The following is a 19,898-nucleotide window of genomic DNA, read 5'->3' as shown; positions in this document are numbered from 1 at the left end:
ACCACCTGACCGACGGCCGCGCCCTTGCCACGGCCTGGCCCACGCCGACCCGTGCGAGTACTGTCCGTGGGATGCCCCTGACCTCTGCGGACCTCTTGTCCCGTGCCCTGGACGCCCCGGGCGAGCCCCCGCTGCGGCCGCTGCCGCCCGCGGCGGCGGACCTTCTGCGATCCCTGGGCGCCCCGCCCCGGCTGGCGGCGCACTTGCGCGCGGTCCACGACGTCGCGGTCGAACTGGTCGACTGGGTACGGGACCGCTACCCGGACCTGGCCGTCGACCGTGACGGCGTCCTCTTCGGCGCGGCGACCCACGACGTGGGCAAGACCCTGCACCTCGAAGAGCTCACCGGGCCCGGCTCGGCACACGAGGAAGCCGGCCGTGACCTGCTGCTGAGCCGCGGCTTCCCGCCCGCCCTGGCCCGGTTCGCCGCCACCCACGCCGACTGGGACGACCCGGCGGTGACCGTCGAGGACCTCCTGGTCAGCACGGCAGACAAGGCGTGGAAGGACAAGCGTGTCCCCGGCCTGGAGGACCGGCTCGTCGGGATGCTGGCCGGGGCGACGCAGCGGGAGCCCTGGGAGGAGTACCTCGCGCTCGACGACCTGCTCACCCGGCTCGGGGCGGGCGCCGGCCATCGCCTGGCCTTCCAGTCCTCGTTCCCGGTGCACGCCTGACCGAGGTTCAGAGCACCTGCACGTACAGGATCCCTGCGAAGAACCCCAGCCCGAGCACCAAGAAGAGCGCACCCATCGCGACGAAGACCCGCCCCAGGCCGTTGCCCTCGGCGGGGAGCGTCCAGCGGGAGGGGTCCGCCGGGTCGTAGCGGACCTCGACCCGGGAGCCGACGCGAAACGTCTTGTCGCGGGCGCGGCCCAGCTTCGACGTGGTCTCCATGGGCCGGTCGTCGGCCGTGGTCCAGGCGATGACCGGGCAGTACACGGTGGTCCCGGTGCTCCTGATCGTGATCGATGCCTCCGATTGCCCCTCCAGTTTCATCGGTGCGAGGCGGGTGACCACACCCTGCGCTGTCATGCCCTTGCGGAGCAGGTGATCGGTCTTCCGGACCTCGCGGTATCCCACTGTGCCGAAGACGGCACCGACCAGGGTGAAGATCAGGGAGAAGAAGCAGAGGGCCAGGGAAGGGGACATGAGACCTGTTTCGGTTTGGCGGCGGCCGGGGCTCAAGCGGTGAGGCCGCCGCGGGCGATGACGTCCGCGTACCAGTGGGCGCTGCTCTTGAACGTCCGGCGCCGGGTCGGGAAGTCGACGTGGACGATGCCGAAGCGCTTGCTGTAACCGTAAGCCCATTCGAAGTTGTCCAGGAGGGACCACAGGAAGTAGCCGCGGACGTCGGCCCCGTCCTCGATGGCGCGGTGCACGGCCGCCAGATGGGCGTGGAGGTAGGCCACCCGCTCGGGGTCCTTCACCTGCCCCGAGGGGTCGGCGTAGTCCTCGTACGCCGCGCCGTTCTCGGTGACCACCAGCGGCACGCCCGGGAGGTCGTCCCGCAGCCGGAGCAGCAGCTCGTGCAGCCCGTCGGGGTCGACCGGCCAGTCCATGGCCGTACGCGGCCCGGGGACGGGGACGAAGCGGACGTGCCGTTCCGCACCGGCCCACGGCGACGGGGACAGGGAACGGGAAGGGGAAGGGGAGGTGCCGGCCGCGACCGTGGCGGGGGAGTAGTAGTTGATGCCGAGGGAGTCGATCGGCGCGGCCGCCGTCCGGAGGTCCCCGTCCATGACGAAGGACCAGTCGGTCACGGGCGCGGTGTCGCCGACGAGGTCCTCCGGGAGACGCCCGTGGAAGACCGGGTCGAGGAAGATCCGGTTGCCCACGGCATCGATCCGGCGGACCGCGTCCGCGTCCTCCGGGGTGTCGGCGCGGGCGCGCAGCGCGTGGAGGTTGAGGGTGAGCGACACCTCGGCCGCCCCGGGCACGGCGCCGCGCAGGGCCCGGACGGCGAGGCCGTGGGCCAGGTTGAGGTGGTGGGCTGCGCGCAGCGAGTCGACGGCACTGGTGCGGCCGGGGGCGTGCACCCCGCTGCCGTAGCCGAGGAAGGCCGCGCACCAGGGCTCGTTGAGGGTCGTCCAGGTCGCCACGCGGTCGCCGAGCGCCTCCGCCGCGAGGCCCGCGTACTCGGCGAACCGGTACGCCGTCTCCCGGTTCGGCCAGCCGCCGGCGTCCTCCAGTTCCTGGGGGAGGTCCCAGTGGTAGAGGGTGGCCACGGGCCGGATGCCGGCCTGGCGCAGCCCGTCGGTCAGGCGCCGGTAGAAGTCCAGGCCCTTCTGGACGGCGGGTCCCCGGCCGGTCGGCTGGACGCGGGGCCAGGCGATGGAGAAGCGGTAGTCGGTGACGCCGAGCCGCCGCATGAGCGCGATGTCCTCGCTCACGCGGTGGTAGTGGTCGGCGGCGATGTCTCCGGTGTCGCCGTTGCGCACCTTGCCGGGGGTGCGGCTGAAGGTGTCCCAGATGGACGGGGCGCGGCCGTCCTCGCCTGCGGCTCCCTCGATCTGGTAGGCGGCGGTGGCGGTGCCCCAGCGGAAGTGCGCGGGGAAGCGGAGCGTCGCCCCGGTGCGGGGGCGTGCGTCGAGCGCGGTCATGACGATGGGTCTCCCGGAGGTGAGAGGGCTCGTGAGTGCGTGAGTGCGTGAGTGAGTGAGTGAGTGCATGCGTGCGGGAGAGGTGAGGGGGCTTCTGCGCGGAGGCGGCGGTCAGCCCTTGACCGCGCCCTGCATGATGCCGCCGACGATCTGCCGGCCGAGCAGGCCGAAGACCAGCAGCACCGGCAGGGTGCCGAGCAGGGTGCCGGCCATGATGACGGACTGGTCGTTGACGTAGCCGCCGCCGAGCTGGCGCAGGGCGACCTGGACGGTCGGCTCGGAGGAGGACAGGGCGACGACGGGCCAGAAGAAGTCGTTCCAGGCGGCCATGAAGGTGAGCAGGCCGAGTACGGCCATGCCGGGCCGTGCGACGGGGACGACGATCCACCAGAAGATCCGGGCGGTGGAGGCGCCGTCGACCCGGGCCGCTTCGATCAGTTCGTCCGGCAGGGACTGGGCGAGGTACTGCCGCATGAAGAACACGCCGAAGGCGGAGACGAGGCCCGGCAGGATGACGGCCTGGAGCTGGTTGACCCACTGGAGCTCGGCGATCAGCATGAACAGCGGGATGACGCCCAGCTGCGGTGGGATCATCATGGTGCCGACCGTGACCGAGAGCAGGGCGCCGCGGCCGCGGAAGCGTAGTTTGGCGAAGGCGAACCCGGCGAGGGTGGAGCACAGGACGGTGCCGAGGGTGATCGACCCCGACACGATGAGGGAGTTGAGCAGCGCCCGGCCGATGTCGGCCTCCTCCACGACCGCCTCGAAGTTCCGCATCAGGTTCGGTCCGGGCAGGAGTGTCGGCGGCACCTTGGCCAGGTCGGCGTTGGAGCGGCTGGCCGCGACGATCGTCCAGTAGAACGGGAACGCCGAGACGAGCACGGCGAGGACGAGGATCGCGTGGGCGAGCTTCCCGCCCCGCATCGCGCGCCCGGCGCGGGAGCGGCGGCGTCCGCCCCGGGCGCGCCGCCCGGGGGCCGGGTGTTCGACCGGCGGATCGGCGAGGACGGTCACCGGTCGGCCTCCTCGCGGGTGCGGCGGTACACGATCACGGCGTTGACGCCGACGACCAGCAGGATCAGCAGGAACATCACCCAGGCGACGGCGGCCGCCCGGCCCAGGTGGAAGAAGCCCCAGCCCTGCTCGTACAGGTAGAGGCCCAGCGTCTGGTACTGGTGGGAGATGCCGCCGGACACGGATCCCTCGAACAGGAGCGGTTCGCCGAACAGCTGGGTCGCGCCGATGGTGGAGACGACGACCGTGAAGACGATCGTCGGCCGCAGCCCGGGCAGGGTGACGTGGAAGAACTGCCGCAGGCGCGATGCCCCGTCCATCTCGGCGGCCTCGTAGAGCTCGTGCGGGATGGACTGCATGCCGGCCAGGTAGATCAGCGCGTTGTAGCCGGTCCAGCGCCAGATGACGATGGAGGAGACGGCGATCTGGGAGGCGACCGTGCCGGTCTGCCAGTCGACGGGGCCGATGCCGACGAGCCCGAGAGCGTGGTTGACCAGCCCGAAGTCGCGGCCGTAGAGCTGGGCGAAGACGAGCGTGGCGGCGGCGACCGAGGTCGCGTACGGCAGCAGCATCACCGTCCGGAAGAGCGTCCGACCGCGCAGCCTGTGGTTGAGCAGGTGTGCGAGGCCGAGCGCCATCACCAGCTGGGGGACCGTGGAGAGCACCCCGATGGTGAACGTGTTGCGCAGCGAGGTCCAGAAGAACTCGTCACCGAGGAGCGCGGTGTAGTTGCCGAGCCCGCGCCACTGCATGTCGCCGGGTGCCTGCAGCTCCACCCGGTACAGCGACACGAACGCCGTGTAGAGCAGGGGGAAGAGCCCGAAGGCGGCGAACAGGCCCAAGAACGGGGTGATGTAGGCGTACGGGGAGACCGTGCGCCACGCGCGCCGGACGGGGGACGGCCGGGGAGGTGACGGCCGGGGCGGCGACGCCGGCCGTAGGGGTGCTGCCAGGGTCACGATGCGGCCCTTCGGGAGGAGTCGGTGCCCGGGTGGGGTGAGGTGGGGCACGGGCGGGGCGGGGGAGCATGCCGGGCCGGTACGGGCGCGGGGCGGGGCACGGGCGGGGCGGGGGAGCATGCCGGGCCGGTACGGGCGCGGGGCGGGGGCAGTCCGGGGGTGGTGCGGGCGCGGGACGGGGCGGCAGCCGGTCAGCCGGTGGTGTTCGCCACGCCCTTCCCGGCGTTCGCCCACGCCTGGTCGGGTGCCGTGCCCTTGCGCTCCACCTCGCCCAGGGCGTTGGTGATCTGCTGCGCGATGTTCTGGTCGTGGACGCCGAGGACCTGGACGGGCGCGGCCTTCGCGGCGTCGCCGAAGATCCGGCCGATCGGGGCGTCCGAGAAGTACGGGTCGGTGGCGTCGGCGATCTGCGCGATGGCACCGGTCGCGGACGGGAAGTTGCCCTGCTTCCGGAAGACCTTGGCCTGCTGCTCGGGCGCCGTGAGCCAGGCGATCAGCTCGTACGCCTCCTTCTTGTGCTGCGCGGCCCGCGGAACGGCGAGGTACGAGCCGCCCCAGTTGCCGGCACCGGCGGGCAGCTTCGCGACGTCCCACTTGCCCTTGCCGGCTTCACCGGCCTGGCCCTTGATGTAGCCGAGCATCCAGGCGGGGCAGGGGAGCGTCGCGAAGGAACCGGCGGCGAAGGCCTGGTTCCACTGCGGCGACCACTGGTCCAGCCGCGCGCTCAGCCCGCTCTGCGCCGCCGTGACCGACGCCTCCCAGGCGGCCTTCAGGGCCGGGTTGGTCTCCCAGACCAGCCGGCCCGAGGCGTCGTGGTAGCGCTCCTTCTGCTGGCCGATCATGACCGAGTAGAGGCTGCCGACGCTGTCGAGCCACGCGCTCTTGTCGGGGGCAGCGGCCTTGTACTGCCGGCCGAGTTCCAGGTAGCCCTCCCACGTCGACCACTTCTTCGCGAGTTCCTCGCGGTCGGTGGGCAGACCGGCCCGGGCGAAGAGGTCGGTGCGGAAGCACATCGCCTCGGGCCCCACGTCGGTGGCCAGGCCGAGGATCTCGCCGTTCTTCCCCGTGGCAGCCGCCCACGTGGCCTCGGCGAAACCGCCCTTGAGCGCGCCCGCGCCGTACGTGCGCAGGTCCTCGAACCTGCCGCTCTGCTGCTGTGCGACGGAGGCGATCCGGCCCACCTCGACGGCCTGGACGTCGGCGAGACCGCCACCGCCGGCCAGCCGGGTCTGCAGCGACTTCCAGTAGTCGGCCTCGTCCTCGGTGTCGGTCTGCTTGACGGTCACGCCCGGGTGCAGCTTCTCGTACTCGGCGTAGAGCCCGGCTTCCTCGTAGCCGAAGGAGCCGAACAGGTCCACGGTGATCGTGACCTTGCCGTCCGCGCTGTCGGAGGCGCCGCCCGGCGAACCGCCGCAGGCGGCGAGGAGGGCCCCGGCAAGAGCGACCGCCCCCAGGCGGACGGCTGCTTTTCCGGTGGTTCTTTCGGCGGTTCTCCTGGCGCTTCTCGTGGCGGTTCTGGCTGTGGGCATGGGAAGCCTCCCTTGGCTCCGGGGCGAACGAGAACGCATCGCTGAGAGCGCTCTCACCAAGCGAGGGGAGCGTGCCCGCGGCACGTGTGATCCGTCAAGAGTCGAAGGCGCATTGGCTCGGAATCGGCCCAACTTCCGTTGTTGCGAGGTCTCTTGACACCTGCGTTTCGGGAGTCTTACGGTTCCGGCCAGTTGAGAGCGCTCTCGCGTACGAGTCCCGGACACGACCCACCGCGTGCGGACGCCACCGCGTGCGGATGCCGCCACGTGTGGCCCCGCCCCGTACGACCGCACACCGCCGCGCCTACCGGGCACCACCCGGTTCGCCGCGGGTGAGCCGCCTTTCCACCGCGATGACATGAGGTGTTCCCCATGCCCGTCCCCCACTCGCGCCGCGCCGCCCCGCTGCTCCTGGCCGCCGCCCTGGCGGCCGCCACCGTCGGGCTCGGCCCGGCCACGGCCCCCGCGGCAGCCGCGACCGTCCCCGTGGGCGCCGGAAGCCACTCCGACACCCGCCCCGCCGGAACCTCCGGCCCCACCACCAACACCGGTACGCCCGTCACCCCCAAGGTCACCCCCGCCGCCGCAGGCAAACCGGTCCCCACCAACGACTGGTGGTCCTCGCTCGCCTTCCAGCGCTACGGCGACAACCCGTACTCCACCCCCATGTACGGCCACCCCCTCACCTACCAGGCGGTCGCCGGCGGCCTGGACATCGGCTACCCCACGAACCCCGCCGTCGTCGGGGACGGCCGCCAGTACGAGTTCGCCCACCGACGCGACCTCACCATCGGCCTCGCCGGACTGAACTCGCCCGACACCAAGGCCGATTCCTGGTCCGACTGGACCGTCACCCCCTACTGGTCCGACGGCGCCCGCACCCTGCGCACCACCATCGGCCACGGCAGCCCGTTCGTGTACGCCCAGGGCTCCGGCGGCGACGCCCGGATCACCACCGCCGCCACCCCCGCCGTCTTCGCCGACCAGGGCAACGTCCTCGGCATCACCGTCGCCGGCCACCACTACGCCCTCTTCGCACCGACGGGCGCCGACTGGAACGTCTCCGGCACCACGATCAGCGCCGCCCTCGGCGGCAGGAACTACTTCTCCGTCGCCGTCCTGCCCTCCACCGACGCGCTCGCGACGTACCGGAAGTACGCCTTCAGCTTCGTCACCGGATCCCGGGTCGACTGGAGCGCCGCCGGCGGCACCGTACGCGCCACCTACGCCCTCACCACCGAACCCAAGGAAGGCGCCGAGCGCGGCACCCTCCAGGCCCTCTACCGGCACCAGTGGCTCCACACCGCCGACCCCCTCACCTCCTACACGTACGCATCGCCGCGCGGCACCATGAAGGTCCGCGAGGGCACCGCCTTCACCACCGCCCAGAAGACCGCCCCCGTCCTCCCCGCCCTGCCCCGCCCGAACGACGTCGACGCGGCCAGGCTGCGCGGCCACCTCAACGAGGCCGCGTACGCCGCCGACCCGTTCTCCGGGGCCGTGGACACGTACTGGACCGGCAAGGCGCTCGGCCGGCTCGCCCAGCTCGTGCCGCTCGCCGAGCAGATCGGCGAGACCGCCACCCGCGACCGGCTCCTCGGCCTCCTCAAGGGCCGCCTCCAGGACTGGTTCACCGCGGGCGGCGCGAACGAGTTCTCGTACGACCGCACCTGGAAGACCCTCACCGGCTACCCGGCCTCCTACGGCAGCGACACCGAGCTCAACGACCACCACTTCCACTACGGCTACTACGTGTACGCGGCCGCGATCGTCGCCCAGTACGACTCCGGCTGGGCCGCCGACTCCGCCTGGGGCGGCATGGTCAAGACCCTGATCCGCGACACCGCCAACCCCTCCCGCACCGACGGCGCCTTCCCGTTCCTGCGCGGCTTCGACGTCTACGCCGGCCACAGCTGGGCCTCCGGGCACCAGGGCTTCGCCGCCGGCAACAACCAGGAATCGTCCTCCGAATCGACCAACCTCAGCGCCGCCCTCGTGCTCTGGGGCTCGGCCACCGGCGACACCGGCCTGCGCGACCTCGGCTCGTACCTGCTCGCCACCGAGGGCGAGGCGATCGCCCAGTACTGGTTCGACGCCGACGGGCAGGTCTTCCCCGCCTCCTTCGCCCACGACACCGCCGGCATGGTCTGGGGCAGCGGCGCCGCCTACGCCACCTGGTGGACCGCCAACCCCGAGGAGATCCACGGCATCAACGTGCTTCCCGTGACCGGCGGATCGCTCCACCTGGGCGGGCACAAGGACGCGATCCGGCGGAACATCGCCGAGATGGAACGCGAGAACGGCGGCCCCGCAGCCGAATGGCGCGACATCCTCTGGGAGTTCCAGTCACTGGCCGACCCGGCCGCCGCGAAGGCGAAGTGGGACGCGGGCAACGCCGCCTACACCCCGGAGGCGGGCGAGTCCAAAGCCCACACCCACCACTGGATCACGGCCCTGAACGCACTTGGCGCCCCCGACCCGTCGGTCACCGGCGACATCCCCACCTCCGCGGTCTTCAGCAGGAACGGCACCCGCACCTACGCCGCCCACAACCACGGCTCCGCCCCCCGCACCGTCACCTTCTCCGACGGCCGGACCCTGACCGTGCCGCCCCGCTCCACCGCCACCGGCACCGGCACCGGCACCGGCCGGGCGTAGTACGTGCCGAAGGGCACGCTGCGTGGGCCGATACGGGACCATCTGGCCACGGCCCGGAAGGTCGCACCGATGTTGCCCGTCCCGGCCGCTGCTCGCCACTGTCGAGCAGGCCGCGGAAGCGTTCGTCGAGGGGGCTTGACCAGCTGGCTAGGACTTGTCCGGGCGATCACGGAGTTGTTGGCGGCAGCTTCTTCATGAGGACGATGCTGTCGTAATTGGTGACGTCCCACCGCCACGTGCCGATCGGCGCGTAGCCTCGCCGGCGGTACCAGCCGACGAGGTCTGCTGCCTGCGAGGAGGTATCGATGACGACCTGTGTCGATCCGAGAGCAGCAATGCGTGACTCTGCCAGAGCCAGCAGTCGTTGTCCCAGGCCGGTGCCTCTTTGCGATGGCTCGACAGCCAGTTGCCAGAACGAGCCTCCTCCCGCCGGCGCTGGGTATCCGGCCGGAGTGGTGTGTGGAGCTGACACGGTGACGGTGCCGACCAGTACGTTTCCGTCCATCGCGACCCAGCACTCGCCTTTGCTCAGGCGGTGCTGCGTGTCCTGCGGAGACTGGTAGGAGGCGAAGAAGACCCGCCCGGCAGCGGCGTGGTCTGCGTAGGCGCGGTGGAGCAGGAGAGTGAGCTGCTCCACCGAATCGCCGTCGCGGAAACGCCTGACCTGCAGGCTTGCAGACGGACTTACTTCCGTCGAGTTGATGTTCATCCGCGCAGTCAAGCGCACTTCAGGGACCTGTCCAGCTGCCTCTCGGCCGCCCCGAGGCCGCCCGCGCCAAGCAGGAAGCCGACATCGCCGAGGCCAACGCCCGCCAGGCCGCCGAGCGGGCCCGCCTGAAGGCCCAGGAGGAGATCGCGGTCGCGCAGCGCACCCTGTACCTGCGCCAGGCCGAGATCAAGGCCGAGACCGACGCTGCCGCCGCCCAGGCCAACGCCGCCGGGCCGCTGGCCGACGCCGACCGGCAGCAGCAGATCCCGGCCGAGCAGGAGAAGATCGCCGCGCGGCGCAGGCCGCGCTGACCGACCGCCAGCTCGACACCGAGGTCCGCAAGCCCGCCGACGCCCGCCGCTACCAGGCCGAACAGGAGGCCGAGGCCAAGCGGGCGGCCCGCGTACAAACGAGCCCCAGGTTGCTGACCCGGGGCTTTGTCGTGGATCAGGGGCTGCCCAGGATAGTCCTGTACCGGTGGGGTCCGGCGGTCAGGAAGGGCGCCGACTGGTTTCGATGAAGGTTGTGACGCGGTTCGCGTACTCGTCCGGGTGGGTGACGTGCGGGACGTGTCCGGCCCCGTCGTACGTGTGCGTCTGTGCCTGGGGCAGTGCGCGGGACAGCCGGGCGGTGATGGCGGCGAACCAGGGCGGGCTGTCGGTTCCCTTGGTCAGCAGGGCGGGCCCGGTGTAGCCGGAGAGCCGATCGAGGTCGAGGTCGGCCCAACCGGGGTCGGCCTGCTCGTCCGCGAAGGTGGGGGCGTTGCTCACGAGCGTCTCGCGGAGCTCGTCCGGCAGCTGCTCCCAGGACCCGGGCCCGAAGGCGACCTCGTCCACGAACTGGCGTGCCCCTGCGACGGTCTCGCCCGCCCGCAAGTGGCCGAGGACGGATTCGATCCTTTCTTCGGCAGCCGCCATCAGCGGCCGCTGCTCGGCGTCATCGGCCACGATGCCCATGAGCGGCGGTTCGTGGGCGATGAGGGCACGGAAGAGCTCGGGACGCCGGGCGGCCAGGCCGAGTACGGTCGAGGCGCCGAAGGAGTTCCCCGCGACGTACGCCGGCGCGAACCCCAGGGTTTCCATCAGTGCCGCGAGGTCCTCCTCGTCCTCGAACCGGGATCCGGGCCCCGGCGGCCGTTCGCTCTGACTGTGCCCCCGCCGGTCGTAGACGAGGACCCGGTGTCGCAGCGCGAGGGCGTGCAGGACGGGAACCCAGTTGCTGTGGTCGCCCCAGGAGCCGTGCACCAGGACCAGCGGATCGCCGTCCCCGCCCACCTCGTAGAAGAGCTCGACGCCGTTCACCTCGACCTGGGACATGCTCCTCCTCCTTACCGGCCGGCGATGGCCTGTGCCGGAGCCATTGAGTCACCGCTTGCCCGGCGCGCACAACCGCCGTGGGCCTGGGCGGGCGAAACACCACCGGTCCGGCCCACCGGCGGTGACGGGGCGCCGTGGCGGATACTTGCGAGAAGGAAGGCGTCGCCTGCGTATCGAGCACCTTCCCCTGGCAGGTGTACTACGCGCCCGGGGCCACCGTCTGGTCGACCCGGGCGGATACGCGGAGCCGGCCGGGGCGTACGAACAGAGCACCGGCAGGCAGTGGTTGCAGCCGCTCGGACTCGCCCACGCGCCGTTCGAGGTCGCGCTCCACGCCCTGGCGACGGCGGAGGCCCCGACCGACCGGGGCCGTGGCCGCCGCCGTGGGCCGAACCCGCCTGGACACGATCGCGGGACCCCCGAGTGCGGCCAGGCCGCCGGGGCGGTCCGGTCCGTCGTCCGTGTCCTTGACGGGTTCGGTCATGGTGTCGGTCACGAGGCCACTCCTTGTACGCCGCGACGGCTGCGGATCAGGAACGTGATGACGACGGGGGCGCCGAACAGCGAGGTGATGGCGTTGAGCGGGCAGGACGGAGTCCGTGCCGGGCGGCTGGCTCAGCAGGGCACAGGCCGGCGCGAGGAACATTCCCGCGAGCATCGACGCGGGGATCAGCGCCCGGTGGTCGGAAGTCCCCAGCGCCACCCGGGTCAGATGCGCGACGGCCAGGCCCAGGAAGGCGACAGGGCCGCAGAACGCGGTCGCCGCCCCCGCCGGCAGCGAGGTGCCGAACAGCACCGGATCTCGGCTGCGCCCCACGTTCAGGCCCCATGGTGCGGGCATAGTCCTCGCCCAGCAGCAGGGCGTTGAGACGTTTGGCCGCCGGCAGCGCGGTCAGCAGGCCGGCGCCGATGACGGACAGCATGACGTGGAGGTCGGGCCAGGCCGTGGCGCTGAAGCTGCCCAAGCCCCACATGACGAACTGCTGGGCGCGCTCGGGTCGGGCCGGGCGTAGACGAGCATCACCCCGACCACCGCGGTGGCCGCCGAGCCGATCATGACTCCGATGACGAGCAGGGTGGTTCCGCCGTCGCTTGTCGGACGGAGGCACCGCAGAACCGGGCACGGCCACGCCAGACCCGCAATGGTGCGACCAGCCACAGGAGGTGTCGCTTTGAGGCGCCCCGCGGCAACGGGAGATGCGGTGGCCATCCGCGCGGCGTCACTCGTGTGCGGTAGCGGCTCGTGTACGTGTGGTCAGAAGGGCCCGGGGCTCTGAGAATGTTGACGCGGGCCGGCGCAGGACCGCCACCGCGTACCGCCTTCGTCGACCGGGAGAGAAGGATGACCACCAAGGACATCGGGCCCGAACCGCAAAGCTTCGACCTGGAGAAGGCGACGCTCGAGAACACGAACTACCGCGCGGTCGCCTGGTCGGGGAAGTACCTGCAGTTGACTCTCATGTCGATCCCGGTGGGTGAGGACATCGGCTTGGAGGCGCACCCGGAGACCGACCAATTCCTACGACTCGACGCAGGACGGGGCCGCGTCCAGATGGGCCGTACGAAGGATCGACTCGACTTCGACCGGGAGGTCGAGGACGGCTGGGCCATCTTCGTACCGGCCGGCACTTGGCACAACGTCACCAACATCGGTGACGAGACCCTGCAGCTCTACGCCGTGTACGCACCGGTCCACCATGCGGCGGGCAAGATTCATGTGACAGCCGCCGACGCGGAGCGCGACGAGCACTCGGGCGACGACGAGCCGGCAAGCTGGTCGGTCCAGCCCGCCCGGCAGCCGCCGGACGAGCACGCTTGACCGGCGAGGGCGTATCGCGACACTACTTCCCGGCCCCGAGGCGAGCCGAGCGGCCCGGCGGAGCCACTTATGGCACGCGGGCCCTGATAGGTCTGGACAACAAACCAGCCCCAGGTCGCTGACCCGGGGCGTTGTCGTGGAGCGGATGACGGGAATCGAACCCGCGCTACAAGCTTGGGAATCACCCGGCACTTGGGCGTGTGTATGCGCTCTGACCTGCCGGAATGTTCGGCAGCGGACCCGTCCCGGCTCCGACTGCGAGCCCCGTGCAGACCGCTGCCGCTGTTCACCGCCTCTACCGGCACGGTGTGGCACGGAGCGGGCGCCGCCGGCACCGTATTGCCCTGTCGTAGCCCTATGCGCCGGCCGCAGCGGGGTTGAGGGAGTCGACGTCCTCCATGAAGGACAGCATCCGGGCGTTGACCACGTCGGGGTGGTCGATCTGCGGGCCGTGGCCGGTCGCGGTGATGATCTCGGCACGGGCTCCGGGAACCAGCCTGGGGACGCGCTCCAGCTGCCGCTTCGGGTGCACGAGCAGGCTGTGCTTGCCCATGATGACGTAGAGCGGGGTCCGGATGGACCGCAGCGCGTCCTCGGCGAGCGGCAGGGGTGCGGGGCGGCGGATCCGGTACGCGCGGGCGCCGAGCTGGATCCACTTGCGCATCTCGGGGACGGCGATGACCGGCTGGTCCAGCCACTTGGCGAGCCGGGGGCGCAGCGCCTTCGGAGCGAAGGTGGCGAACAGGCTGACGAAGAGTGTCTCGCGGGGCAGGGCACCAGCCATTCAACCTCAGAAGTCCCTGACTGGCGAGGCGAGCCGGACTCGGATGCAATGGAATGTGCGCTGCCACCGGATCTGACCATCAGACTCCGCTGCCCCGTGCCTTCGTTGGTGATAGGGAGGACGGCATGGCCCAGGACAATCTCGTACCTGCGTCTGCACCTGTTCGGTTCCAAGGCCACGACTTCCTGCTGGTTTGTGGTGTTCCCTGGACCACACTGGCCGCCGAGGACGAGATGGACCTTGACCGGTCGTTTCAGCGACTGGGCCGGCTAGTCGATGACTCTCCACACCACGCTCGGGTCCACTTTGGGATCACGCGTGGCGCTGAAGTCCGTTCCTGGTCTTTGGAAATCGGACCGGAGGGTGCCAAGGTCATTCCCGGATTCGTGCACGGTCCCGATCTCGAGCTCCTGCTGGGGGAGGAGACCTGGCGGCGTATCACCCGGGGCGAGCTGGCCCCGCTGGACGCGTTTGGGCAGGGGAAGATGCGAGTGATCGGCGACCTGCGCGTCGCGCGATACCTGGCCGAACGGCTGACCGCCCGGGAGAGCCAGCAGGAAGGGAATGAGGACCATGGCTCTGACGACCGGAAGCGTGACAAACCTGATAGCGAGTGAAGGTCAGGCTTTCGCCGATATCACAGAAACGACGACCGGCGCGGTAAGGCGTTTCGTGTTGTGGGGCTTCAGGGAAGACGAAGTATCGGCCTTTGACAGCATCCACTACAGCATGTGGGTCTCTCAACTCCGGGCTGCCATGCTCAAGGGCCTTCAGGCCACCATCAGTCATCCAGTTGGCAGTAGGAGCGTCCAATCGGTCGAGCTGACGGCAGGGCCGTGACCCCCGATCATCCACCCAACCTGGCGAGGAGGGATCTCGGTGAGCGAGTGGGAAGTGGATCAGGCCATGGTCTCACGGGCACGCCAGGTAAAGCAGGCGACGGCCGATCGCCTTCGCTCATACCCGAACGTGACCGGAATCGGCGTCGGACTGAAAGAAACCGGGGGCCGGCCTACAGGCCAGATAGCCGTCATTGTTTATGTTCGCCGCAAGCTCCCTGATACCCAGCTGCGCACCGAGGACAGGCTCCCCGCCGAGCTCGAGGGGATCCCAGTTGACGTCATTGAAGCCGAGTTCAAGTCCTTGGACGTGCAAGACCACCGCAAAAGACGTGATCCCCTAGTTGGCGGGATCAGCATCGGCCACAGACCGCCTGGCGAGTCAGACCCCAGAAACGCCGGCACCCTCGGCGGAGCCTTCTTCGATAATGCTACTGGCGAGGATATGATCCTCAGCAACTGGCACGTACTCTGCCGGCGCACGACATGCCAAGCCGATGATCTAGCCACCCAGCCCGGGGACGAGGACAACCAAACGGTTACATCCGGAGATGTGGTGGCCCGACTACACCGAACGGCATTCACCGACCGGGTGGATGCCGCTGTTGCTCGCCTGACAGGAGCTCGATTCCTCTTGCCCGAGCTGCTCGGGCTGGCGCCGATCTCTGGCCTCGGGTTCCCGGTTATTGGGTCAACCGTGAGAAAATCGGGTCGTAGTACCGGGGTAACGGCCGGGCTTGTAACCGCGATCGACGCAGATGTCACTGTCGAGATAAGAGACGTTGGACACTTCTCCTTCCGTGGCCAGATTGCTGTGGGAGGCCTCGGCATTGGGGAGCGTGGCGACTCAGGCAGCTTGGTCGTGGATGAGTCCAACCGCATCATCGGACTTGTCTTTGCTGGCGCCGACAGCCACATCATATGTAACCAGATCGCGTTGGTGCTGGCCGAACTTGACATTAGCCTAGAACGCGGCGTTCGAATGCATGACTTCGTCGCCATCACCGCCGCACTGCTGCACTGAATCGTTGAGATTCAAAGAGCGTGCGCCTGATGATTTTCATCGCATCGCGGGCCTCCTGAAGGGTTCCAGGAGGTCTAACGGGGCCGCCGGGAGAGGATGTGAGGACCATGCCGACTACGACCGGAAACGTGAGATGCCTGCTGGTGGGCGAAGATTACGCCTTTACTCAAATCAGGCGAATGGATGGCCGTGATGAGGTTTTCGTGCTGTGGTTTCCAGGCCTGGACGATGCCTCGGCTTTCACCCGAATCCGTCAAAGTATTTGGGTTTCTCAACTTAGAGACGCCATAGTCGGCAATACCCAGTTGGTTATTGCCTCTCCAGACGGGAGTGCACTGGTCCAATCGATCGAACTGAGAGCGACGCCGTAGACCCGGCCGTCGTGAGGCCGAACATCAGCAAACCCATCTGTGCCACGTGTATCGAGGTTGGCGGATTGAAAAGGGCAGATATGCCGAACCCGTCGAAGACGAGCCGGACCAGGCTTACTGGGCGTTTCATCCTTGATCTGTGGGTCAGGTTCCGCGCCAGGTCGGGGTGGTTTGGCCGGTCAGTCAGCGGGTCATCAGGTTGATCATTGCGACGTGGATCATGGCTTCGGAGCGGGCGGGGAGGGCTTCGTAGTCCCGGGCCGAGCGGCGGTGGTTCATGAGCCAGCCGAAGGTTCGCTCGACGACCCAGCGGCGGGGCTGGACCACGAATCCCCTGGTCGTGGGGTCGCGGCGGACGATCTCGACGTCGATGCCGAGGTTGGCGCCGTGCTCGACAACGGTTGTCTTGTAGCCCATGTCGGCCCAGGTCTTGTGCACGGTCGGGTGGTCCGCAGCCACCTTGGTCAGTAGTTGTCTGCCGGCGGTGCTGTCCTGGACGCTGGCGGCGGTGACCAGGACCGTGAGCAGGAGTCCGATCGTGTCGGTGACGATGTTCCGCTTTCGGCCGGCGATCTTCTTCCCGACGTCCACGCCCTGGGTGGTGGCGGGGGCGTTGGTGGAGGTCTTGACGCTCTGGGAGTCGATGATGCAGGCCGTCGGCTCCGGATCGCGGCCCTCGCTGGCGCGGACCAGACGACGCAGAAGCCCGTTGAGCTGCTCGAACACGCCGTCTCGTTGCCATCGGGCGAAGCAGGCGTAGACGGTTTGGTGGGGTGGGTAATCGTGCGGGAGGTAGCGCCAGGGGATGCCCGTGCGGTCGACGTAGAGGATTGCGTCGAGAAGATCTCGCAGGTCGTGCTCGGGTGGCCGGCCGAATGCGAGTGCGCGTGCGGTCCGGGCCTGGCGCCAGGCTGTCAGGGCCGGGAGAAGTCGCTGGACACCACGCACCCCGGCCGCCCGCGCCTGTCCCTGCCGCACCTCACCGCCATCCCGCCGGAGCCGGAGATCGCCGCCCGACTCGCCGTTCCCCGGGCCCGGATCGAGACGGACGACCAGACGGTGACGTTCGCAGGCGCAGGGAACGAGTGGACCTTCGCCCTCCCCGTCGCCCCCGCCCTCAGCCTCCTCGCGGACGGAGGGCCGGTCACCCTCGCGGAACCGGCCGCCGCATCCGACCTCACCCTCGGACAGGCGGCGGAAGTCGTCACCGCTTTGGTCGCCGGGCAGGCCGTCGCGGTCGTCGGGGGCTCCCAGTGACCGCTTCCCTCGGCCTGGGGACGTACCGGGTGCGCACTGTCGAACTGGCAGCGCGCACCGCGTGCGCCGACGGCCCCGTGTGGATCGACACCGCCCCCAACTACGGGGACGCCCACCGGCGGATCGGCCCTGTCATCGCCGGTCACCCCCAGGCCAAGGTCGCCACGAAGACGGGATTCTTCACCAGGGCGGAGGGCGAGGCCGCGGTCCGGGCCGGGCTCCTCACCTGGGCGCAGGTGGCCACCGGGCACAGCCTCCACCCCCTCTTCGTCCGCTGGCAGACCGAGCGGTCCCTCGCCGCGCTCGGCCGGGCCGACCTCGTGTTCGTCCACAACCCCGAACACGCCCCTCTCGAACGCGCTGAACTGCACGTGGCGCTGCGCGACGCGTTCGCTGTCCTGGAGGAGTTCGCCGGCCTGGGCGGGATCGGCGGCTACGGCGTGGCCACGTGGTCGGGCTTCTTGCACGACACCTTCACCGTGCCCGAGCTGCTGGGGCTGGCGCAGGACGCCGCCGGATCGGGTGAACATCACCTCCGTGCCGTACAGCAGCCGGTCAGCCTCGTCATGGCGCGGCCGATCGTGCTTACCCTGGATGGCCGGGGCCGACGTGGTACTGCTGTCCGCCAGCACCCCTGCCCGCTGGGGCGCTGCCAAGGAAGCCATCGCCTCCCCGCTCGACCCGGGTCAGCTCAGGAAGGTCACCGATGTACTCGCCCAAGGATGAGACCACCAGGGCCCGCATGGAGGGGGCCTTGGTGCACGCCGCCGCGCGGTTCTCCACCACGACGGCTGGGGCGGCGGCGTGGGGCTGGCTGGGCCGCACCATCGGCAGCCGCACCGCAGGCGGCCACTGGCTCCGCGTCCACTGCGGTGAGGCATCCAAGACTCCCGCCGCCCGGAACGAGGGCATCGCCCTCGCCGAAGAGCGGGTGTCCGACGAGGTCTCCCGCCCCCACCTTCACGACCTGTACCGCTGGAACGGCGGGGAGTGCGTCTTCGAGGCCGAGCTGATCGACTACATCGCCCAGCCCGTCATCTCCCCGGAGACGCCCGACCTCACCGTGGACCCGGGCCTGCCGGACTCCTGGTGGGCGACCCTTCGGGGGAGCCTGGACGCCCTCAGTGCCGCCGAACCGCCGCGCGAGACCATCCGGCAGTCCTGGGCCGACCGGGTCTTCCCCGAGTTCCTGGGCATCCCCGCGCCGGCCATCACCGAGCGCGTCACCGGGCACGCCGACCTCCAGTGGGCCAACCTCACCCACGACCCGCTCGTCATCCTGGACTGGGAGCGCTGGGGCGCCGTCCCGGTCGGCTACGACCCCGCGATGCTCTATGTGAACAGCCTCCGCGTCCCCGCCGTCGCCGACCGCATCCGCGCCGAGTTCGCCCACGCCCTCGACACCCCCGCCGGCCGGATCGGCGAACAGATCGCCCTCGCCGAGATGCTCCAGGCCGTCGGCCGCGGCTGGTACGTCGAGTTGGCCCCGCTCCTGCGACAGCGCGCGGAGGAGCTGAACGGGGTCCGTCCTCCGCGTGTGGTTCCCTCCCAGGCCCAAGCCTGACGATCGACAAACAAGGAGACAGAGCGAAATGGTCGAACGAGTCCGCGCCGTCCTCGTCACCGCTGACGACACGATGCTGGTCATCCGCCGCACCAAGCCCGGAATCCCGACGTACTGGGTCCTGCCCGGGGGCGGGGTTGAGGAGAGCGACGAGTCCCGCGAGGCCGCTCTCCACCGGGAGATCCACGAGGAGATCGCGGGGAAGGCCGACATCGTCCGCCTCCTGCACACGATGGAGTCCGACGGCGAGCGTCAGCTCTTCTACCTCGCCCGCATCGAGACGTGGTCCTTCGAGGACCGCACCGGCCCCGAGTTCAGCGCCGAAGGTCGCGGCGAATACGCGCTGGAAGAGATCCCGTTGACCGTGGAGGGGCTCGACGGCATCGAGCTCAAGCCCGAGGAGATCGCCCACGCCGTGCGGGACGCCATCGGTGCCGGCGGACTCGGGGCTGGGGTCGTGGTCTAGTCGCGGAATCCTCCGGCGCCGTGTGCCGGACATGGGGATACATGCGCGGTGTCCCGGCATTCCTGCCGCGCACGGCTCTGACCAGGTACTCAGGGCCGAGCAGGATGAGTAGGCGTACTCAGGTGGCGGTTCTCGGCAGCTTCGAGACTGGGCGCAGGTCGAACGAAGCAGAACGGAACGGGGAACGTCATGGTGCGGCGCTGGTCGAAGGCTGAGATGTGGGTGCCCGGCGCGTACCTGGCACTGGTGGTCGGACTCGGCTTCCACGCTGCGGTCCTGGTCAGCGCCCTGGTCAACGCCGCAGCGATCTGGGCCCTGTTCCGCTACACGGCGCGGCGGCGCGACGCCAGGAGTGCGCAGGCGTAGCCGTACGGACATGCGGACATGCCGCCGGGGCCAACGCTGAAATGCGTTGGCCCCGGCGGCGTTGGTCAGAAGGTGTACGGGGCGAAGGAGCGAGGGGGCTCCATCATGAGGCCAAGCAGCCGCTCGAATTCGGCCCTCTCGTCCTCGGTCATGAGCTCGACGGCATTGCCGAGGGCCTTCCTGGTGAGCTGCTCCATGAACGGGGCGAGGAACCGCTCGAACCCGCGCCATCCCTGATCTTGCGTGGGTATCCCCGGCTTCAGCCGGGGAGGGAAACGCATCTTTGGCCCGGAGGCGCGGAGCGCCGGAGTTCGCTGCGCCTCCGGGTTGACGGTCAGACGGGCCGCTTCTGTCCTTCGATGTACTGGCGGATCACGGTCAGCGGTGCGCCGCCGCAGGACCCGGCGAAGTAGGAGCGGGACCAGAACGCCGAGCCCATGCCGATCCGGTTGATCCGGCCGGTGTACTCCGCCCGCAGATACCTGGAGCTGACGCCCTTGAGCGAGTTGATCAGCTTCGACAGGGCGACCTTCGGCGGGTAGTGCACGAGCAGGTGCACGTGGTCGGCTTCACCGTTGAACTCACGCAGCTCCGTCTCGAAGCTGCCGCGCACCTCCCGCATG

Annotated in this window: 22 protein-coding genes and 4 pseudogenes; 12 read left to right on the top strand and 14 right to left on the bottom strand. The window is 69.9% G+C overall.

What is annotated here, in order from left to right:
- Positions 1-71: 71 nt before the first annotated feature.
- A complete protein-coding gene (locus ACIQUT_RS37825; RefSeq protein WP_403569956.1) occupies positions 72-674 on the top strand; it encodes an HD domain-containing protein in 603 nt (200 codons plus the stop codon).
- Positions 675-681: 7 nt separating this feature from the next.
- On the opposite strand, the gene ACIQUT_RS37820 is transcribed toward ACIQUT_RS37825, so the two are convergent.
- From ACIQUT_RS37820 to ACIQUT_RS37800, 5 genes are all read right to left on the bottom strand, one after another.
- Entirely contained in the window at positions 682-1,149 is a 468-nt protein-coding gene (locus ACIQUT_RS37820; RefSeq protein WP_403569954.1) for a DUF3592 domain-containing protein, read from the bottom strand.
- A 32-nt stretch (positions 1,150-1,181) separates the two neighbouring features.
- Entirely contained in the window at positions 1,182-2,600 is a 1,419-nt protein-coding gene (locus ACIQUT_RS37815; RefSeq protein ID WP_403569952.1) for a GH1 family beta-glucosidase, read from the bottom strand.
- Between the two features lie 111 nt (positions 2,601-2,711).
- Positions 2,712-3,614, bottom strand: a complete 903-nt coding sequence (locus ACIQUT_RS37810; protein WP_403569950.1) for a carbohydrate ABC transporter permease — start codon at positions 3,612-3,614, stop codon at positions 2,712-2,714.
- Entirely contained in the window at positions 3,611-4,573 is a 963-nt protein-coding gene (locus tag ACIQUT_RS37805) for a carbohydrate ABC transporter permease (RefSeq protein ID WP_403569948.1), read from the bottom strand. Before ACIQUT_RS37805 ends, ACIQUT_RS37810 begins: the two co-directional genes overlap by 4 nt.
- A gap of 191 nt (positions 4,574-4,764) precedes the next feature.
- Positions 4,765-6,102, bottom strand: coding sequence for an extracellular solute-binding protein (locus tag ACIQUT_RS37800; protein WP_403569947.1), 1,338 nt, complete (start codon positions 6,100-6,102; stop codon positions 4,765-4,767).
- Positions 6,103-6,474: 372 nt separating this feature from the next.
- On the opposite strand from ACIQUT_RS37800, the gene ACIQUT_RS37795 reads away from it, so the two are divergent.
- Positions 6,475-8,760 carry a glycosyl hydrolase gene (locus ACIQUT_RS37795; protein WP_403569945.1) on the top strand — a complete coding sequence of 762 codons (2,286 nt, stop codon included), beginning with the start codon at positions 6,475-6,477 and terminating at the stop codon, positions 8,758-8,760.
- A 166-nt stretch (positions 8,761-8,926) separates the two neighbouring features.
- Here the strand turns inward: ACIQUT_RS37795 and ACIQUT_RS37790 are convergent, their stop codons facing one another.
- Positions 8,927-9,469, bottom strand: a complete 543-nt coding sequence (locus tag ACIQUT_RS37790; protein ID WP_403569944.1) for a GNAT family N-acetyltransferase — start codon at positions 9,467-9,469, stop codon at positions 8,927-8,929.
- 38 nt (positions 9,470-9,507) lie between these two features.
- On the opposite strand from ACIQUT_RS37790, the pseudogene ACIQUT_RS37785 reads away from it, so the two are divergent.
- A pseudogene (locus ACIQUT_RS37785) lies at positions 9,508-9,920 on the top strand (flotillin family protein); the annotation flags it as partial.
- Between the two features lie 40 nt (positions 9,921-9,960).
- Here ACIQUT_RS37785 and ACIQUT_RS37780 read toward each other — a convergent pair.
- The 4 genes and pseudogenes from ACIQUT_RS37780 to ACIQUT_RS37765 all read right to left on the bottom strand — a co-directional run.
- Positions 9,961-10,785 (bottom strand): alpha/beta fold hydrolase, encoded by an 825-nt coding sequence (locus ACIQUT_RS37780; RefSeq protein ID WP_403569942.1) that lies wholly within the window; start codon positions 10,783-10,785, stop codon positions 9,961-9,963.
- Between the two features lie 199 nt (positions 10,786-10,984).
- Positions 10,985-11,281 (bottom strand): hypothetical protein, encoded by a 297-nt coding sequence (locus tag ACIQUT_RS37775; protein WP_403570011.1) that lies wholly within the window; start codon positions 11,279-11,281, stop codon positions 10,985-10,987.
- A gap of 174 nt (positions 11,282-11,455) precedes the next feature.
- Positions 11,456-11,626 (bottom strand): annotated as a pseudogene (locus ACIQUT_RS37770) (iron chelate uptake ABC transporter family permease subunit); the annotation flags it as partial.
- Positions 11,627-11,678: 52 nt separating this feature from the next.
- A pseudogene (locus ACIQUT_RS37765) lies at positions 11,679-11,759 on the bottom strand (hypothetical protein); the annotation flags it as partial.
- 368 nt (positions 11,760-12,127) lie between these two features.
- Between ACIQUT_RS37765 and ACIQUT_RS37760 the strand changes: the two are divergent.
- Positions 12,128-12,604, top strand: a complete 477-nt coding sequence (locus ACIQUT_RS37760; RefSeq protein WP_403569940.1) for a cupin domain-containing protein — start codon at positions 12,128-12,130, stop codon at positions 12,602-12,604.
- A gap of 355 nt (positions 12,605-12,959) precedes the next feature.
- Here ACIQUT_RS37760 and ACIQUT_RS37755 read toward each other — a convergent pair.
- A pseudogene (locus ACIQUT_RS37755) lies at positions 12,960-13,361 on the bottom strand (alpha/beta fold hydrolase); the annotation flags it as partial.
- Between the two features lie 152 nt (positions 13,362-13,513).
- Here ACIQUT_RS37755 and ACIQUT_RS37750 point away from each other — a divergent pair.
- The 4 genes from ACIQUT_RS37750 (at position 13,514) to ACIQUT_RS37735 (ending at position 15,622) form a co-directional block, all read left to right on the top strand.
- Positions 13,514-14,005 carry an SCP2 sterol-binding domain-containing protein gene (locus ACIQUT_RS37750; protein WP_403569938.1) on the top strand — a complete coding sequence of 164 codons (492 nt, stop codon included), beginning with the start codon at positions 13,514-13,516 and terminating at the stop codon, positions 14,003-14,005.
- Positions 13,962-14,228, top strand: a complete 267-nt coding sequence (locus tag ACIQUT_RS37745; RefSeq protein ID WP_403570010.1) for a hypothetical protein — start codon at positions 13,962-13,964, stop codon at positions 14,226-14,228. The genes ACIQUT_RS37750 and ACIQUT_RS37745 overlap by 44 nt, the downstream gene beginning before the upstream one ends.
- A 39-nt stretch (positions 14,229-14,267) precedes the next feature.
- A complete protein-coding gene (locus tag ACIQUT_RS37740; protein WP_403569936.1) occupies positions 14,268-15,251 on the top strand; it encodes a hypothetical protein in 984 nt (327 codons plus the stop codon).
- Positions 15,252-15,358: 107 nt separating this feature from the next.
- Entirely contained in the window at positions 15,359-15,622 is a 264-nt protein-coding gene (locus ACIQUT_RS37735; RefSeq protein WP_403569934.1) for a hypothetical protein, read from the top strand.
- 183 nt (positions 15,623-15,805) lie between these two features.
- On the opposite strand, the gene ACIQUT_RS37730 is transcribed toward ACIQUT_RS37735, so the two are convergent.
- Positions 15,806-16,570: an IS5 family transposase gene (locus ACIQUT_RS37730; RefSeq protein WP_403570006.1), complete on the bottom strand. Its 765-nt coding sequence runs from the start codon at positions 16,568-16,570 to the stop codon at positions 15,806-15,808.
- Here ACIQUT_RS37730 and ACIQUT_RS37725 point away from each other — a divergent pair.
- From ACIQUT_RS37725 to ACIQUT_RS37710, 4 genes are all read left to right on the top strand, one after another.
- A complete protein-coding gene (locus ACIQUT_RS37725; protein ID WP_403570008.1) occupies positions 16,478-16,879 on the top strand; it encodes a hypothetical protein in 402 nt (133 codons plus the stop codon). The genes ACIQUT_RS37730 and ACIQUT_RS37725 overlap by 93 nt on opposite strands.
- Positions 16,880-17,585: 706 nt before the next feature.
- Positions 17,586-18,443, top strand: a complete 858-nt coding sequence (locus ACIQUT_RS37720) for a hypothetical protein (RefSeq protein ID WP_403569932.1) — start codon at positions 17,586-17,588, stop codon at positions 18,441-18,443.
- Positions 18,444-18,471: 28 nt separating this feature from the next.
- Entirely contained in the window at positions 18,472-18,909 is a 438-nt protein-coding gene (locus ACIQUT_RS37715; RefSeq protein ID WP_403569930.1) for an NUDIX domain-containing protein, read from the top strand.
- Positions 18,910-19,098: 189 nt separating this feature from the next.
- Complete coding sequence (locus tag ACIQUT_RS37710) at positions 19,099-19,275, top strand: hypothetical protein (protein WP_403569928.1); 177 nt, start codon at positions 19,099-19,101, stop codon at positions 19,273-19,275.
- Positions 19,276-19,340: 65 nt separating this feature from the next.
- Here the strand turns inward: ACIQUT_RS37710 and ACIQUT_RS37705 are convergent, their stop codons facing one another.
- Positions 19,341-19,556 (bottom strand): hypothetical protein, encoded by a 216-nt coding sequence (locus ACIQUT_RS37705; protein WP_403569927.1) that lies wholly within the window; start codon positions 19,554-19,556, stop codon positions 19,341-19,343.
- A gap of 53 nt (positions 19,557-19,609) precedes the next feature.
- Positions 19,610-19,898 (bottom strand): IS200/IS605 family transposase (gene tnpA, locus ACIQUT_RS37700; protein ID WP_403569925.1); only part of this gene is annotated, 289 nt, incomplete at its 5' end.

The sequence above is a fragment of the Streptomyces sp. NPDC090445 genome (assembly GCF_044769385.1).
Taxonomy (GTDB): Bacteria; Actinomycetota; Actinomycetes; order Streptomycetales; family Streptomycetaceae; genus Streptomyces.
The sequence above is the reverse complement of the archived record's forward strand: the minus strand, read 5'-3'. Positions and strand labels throughout refer to the sequence as shown.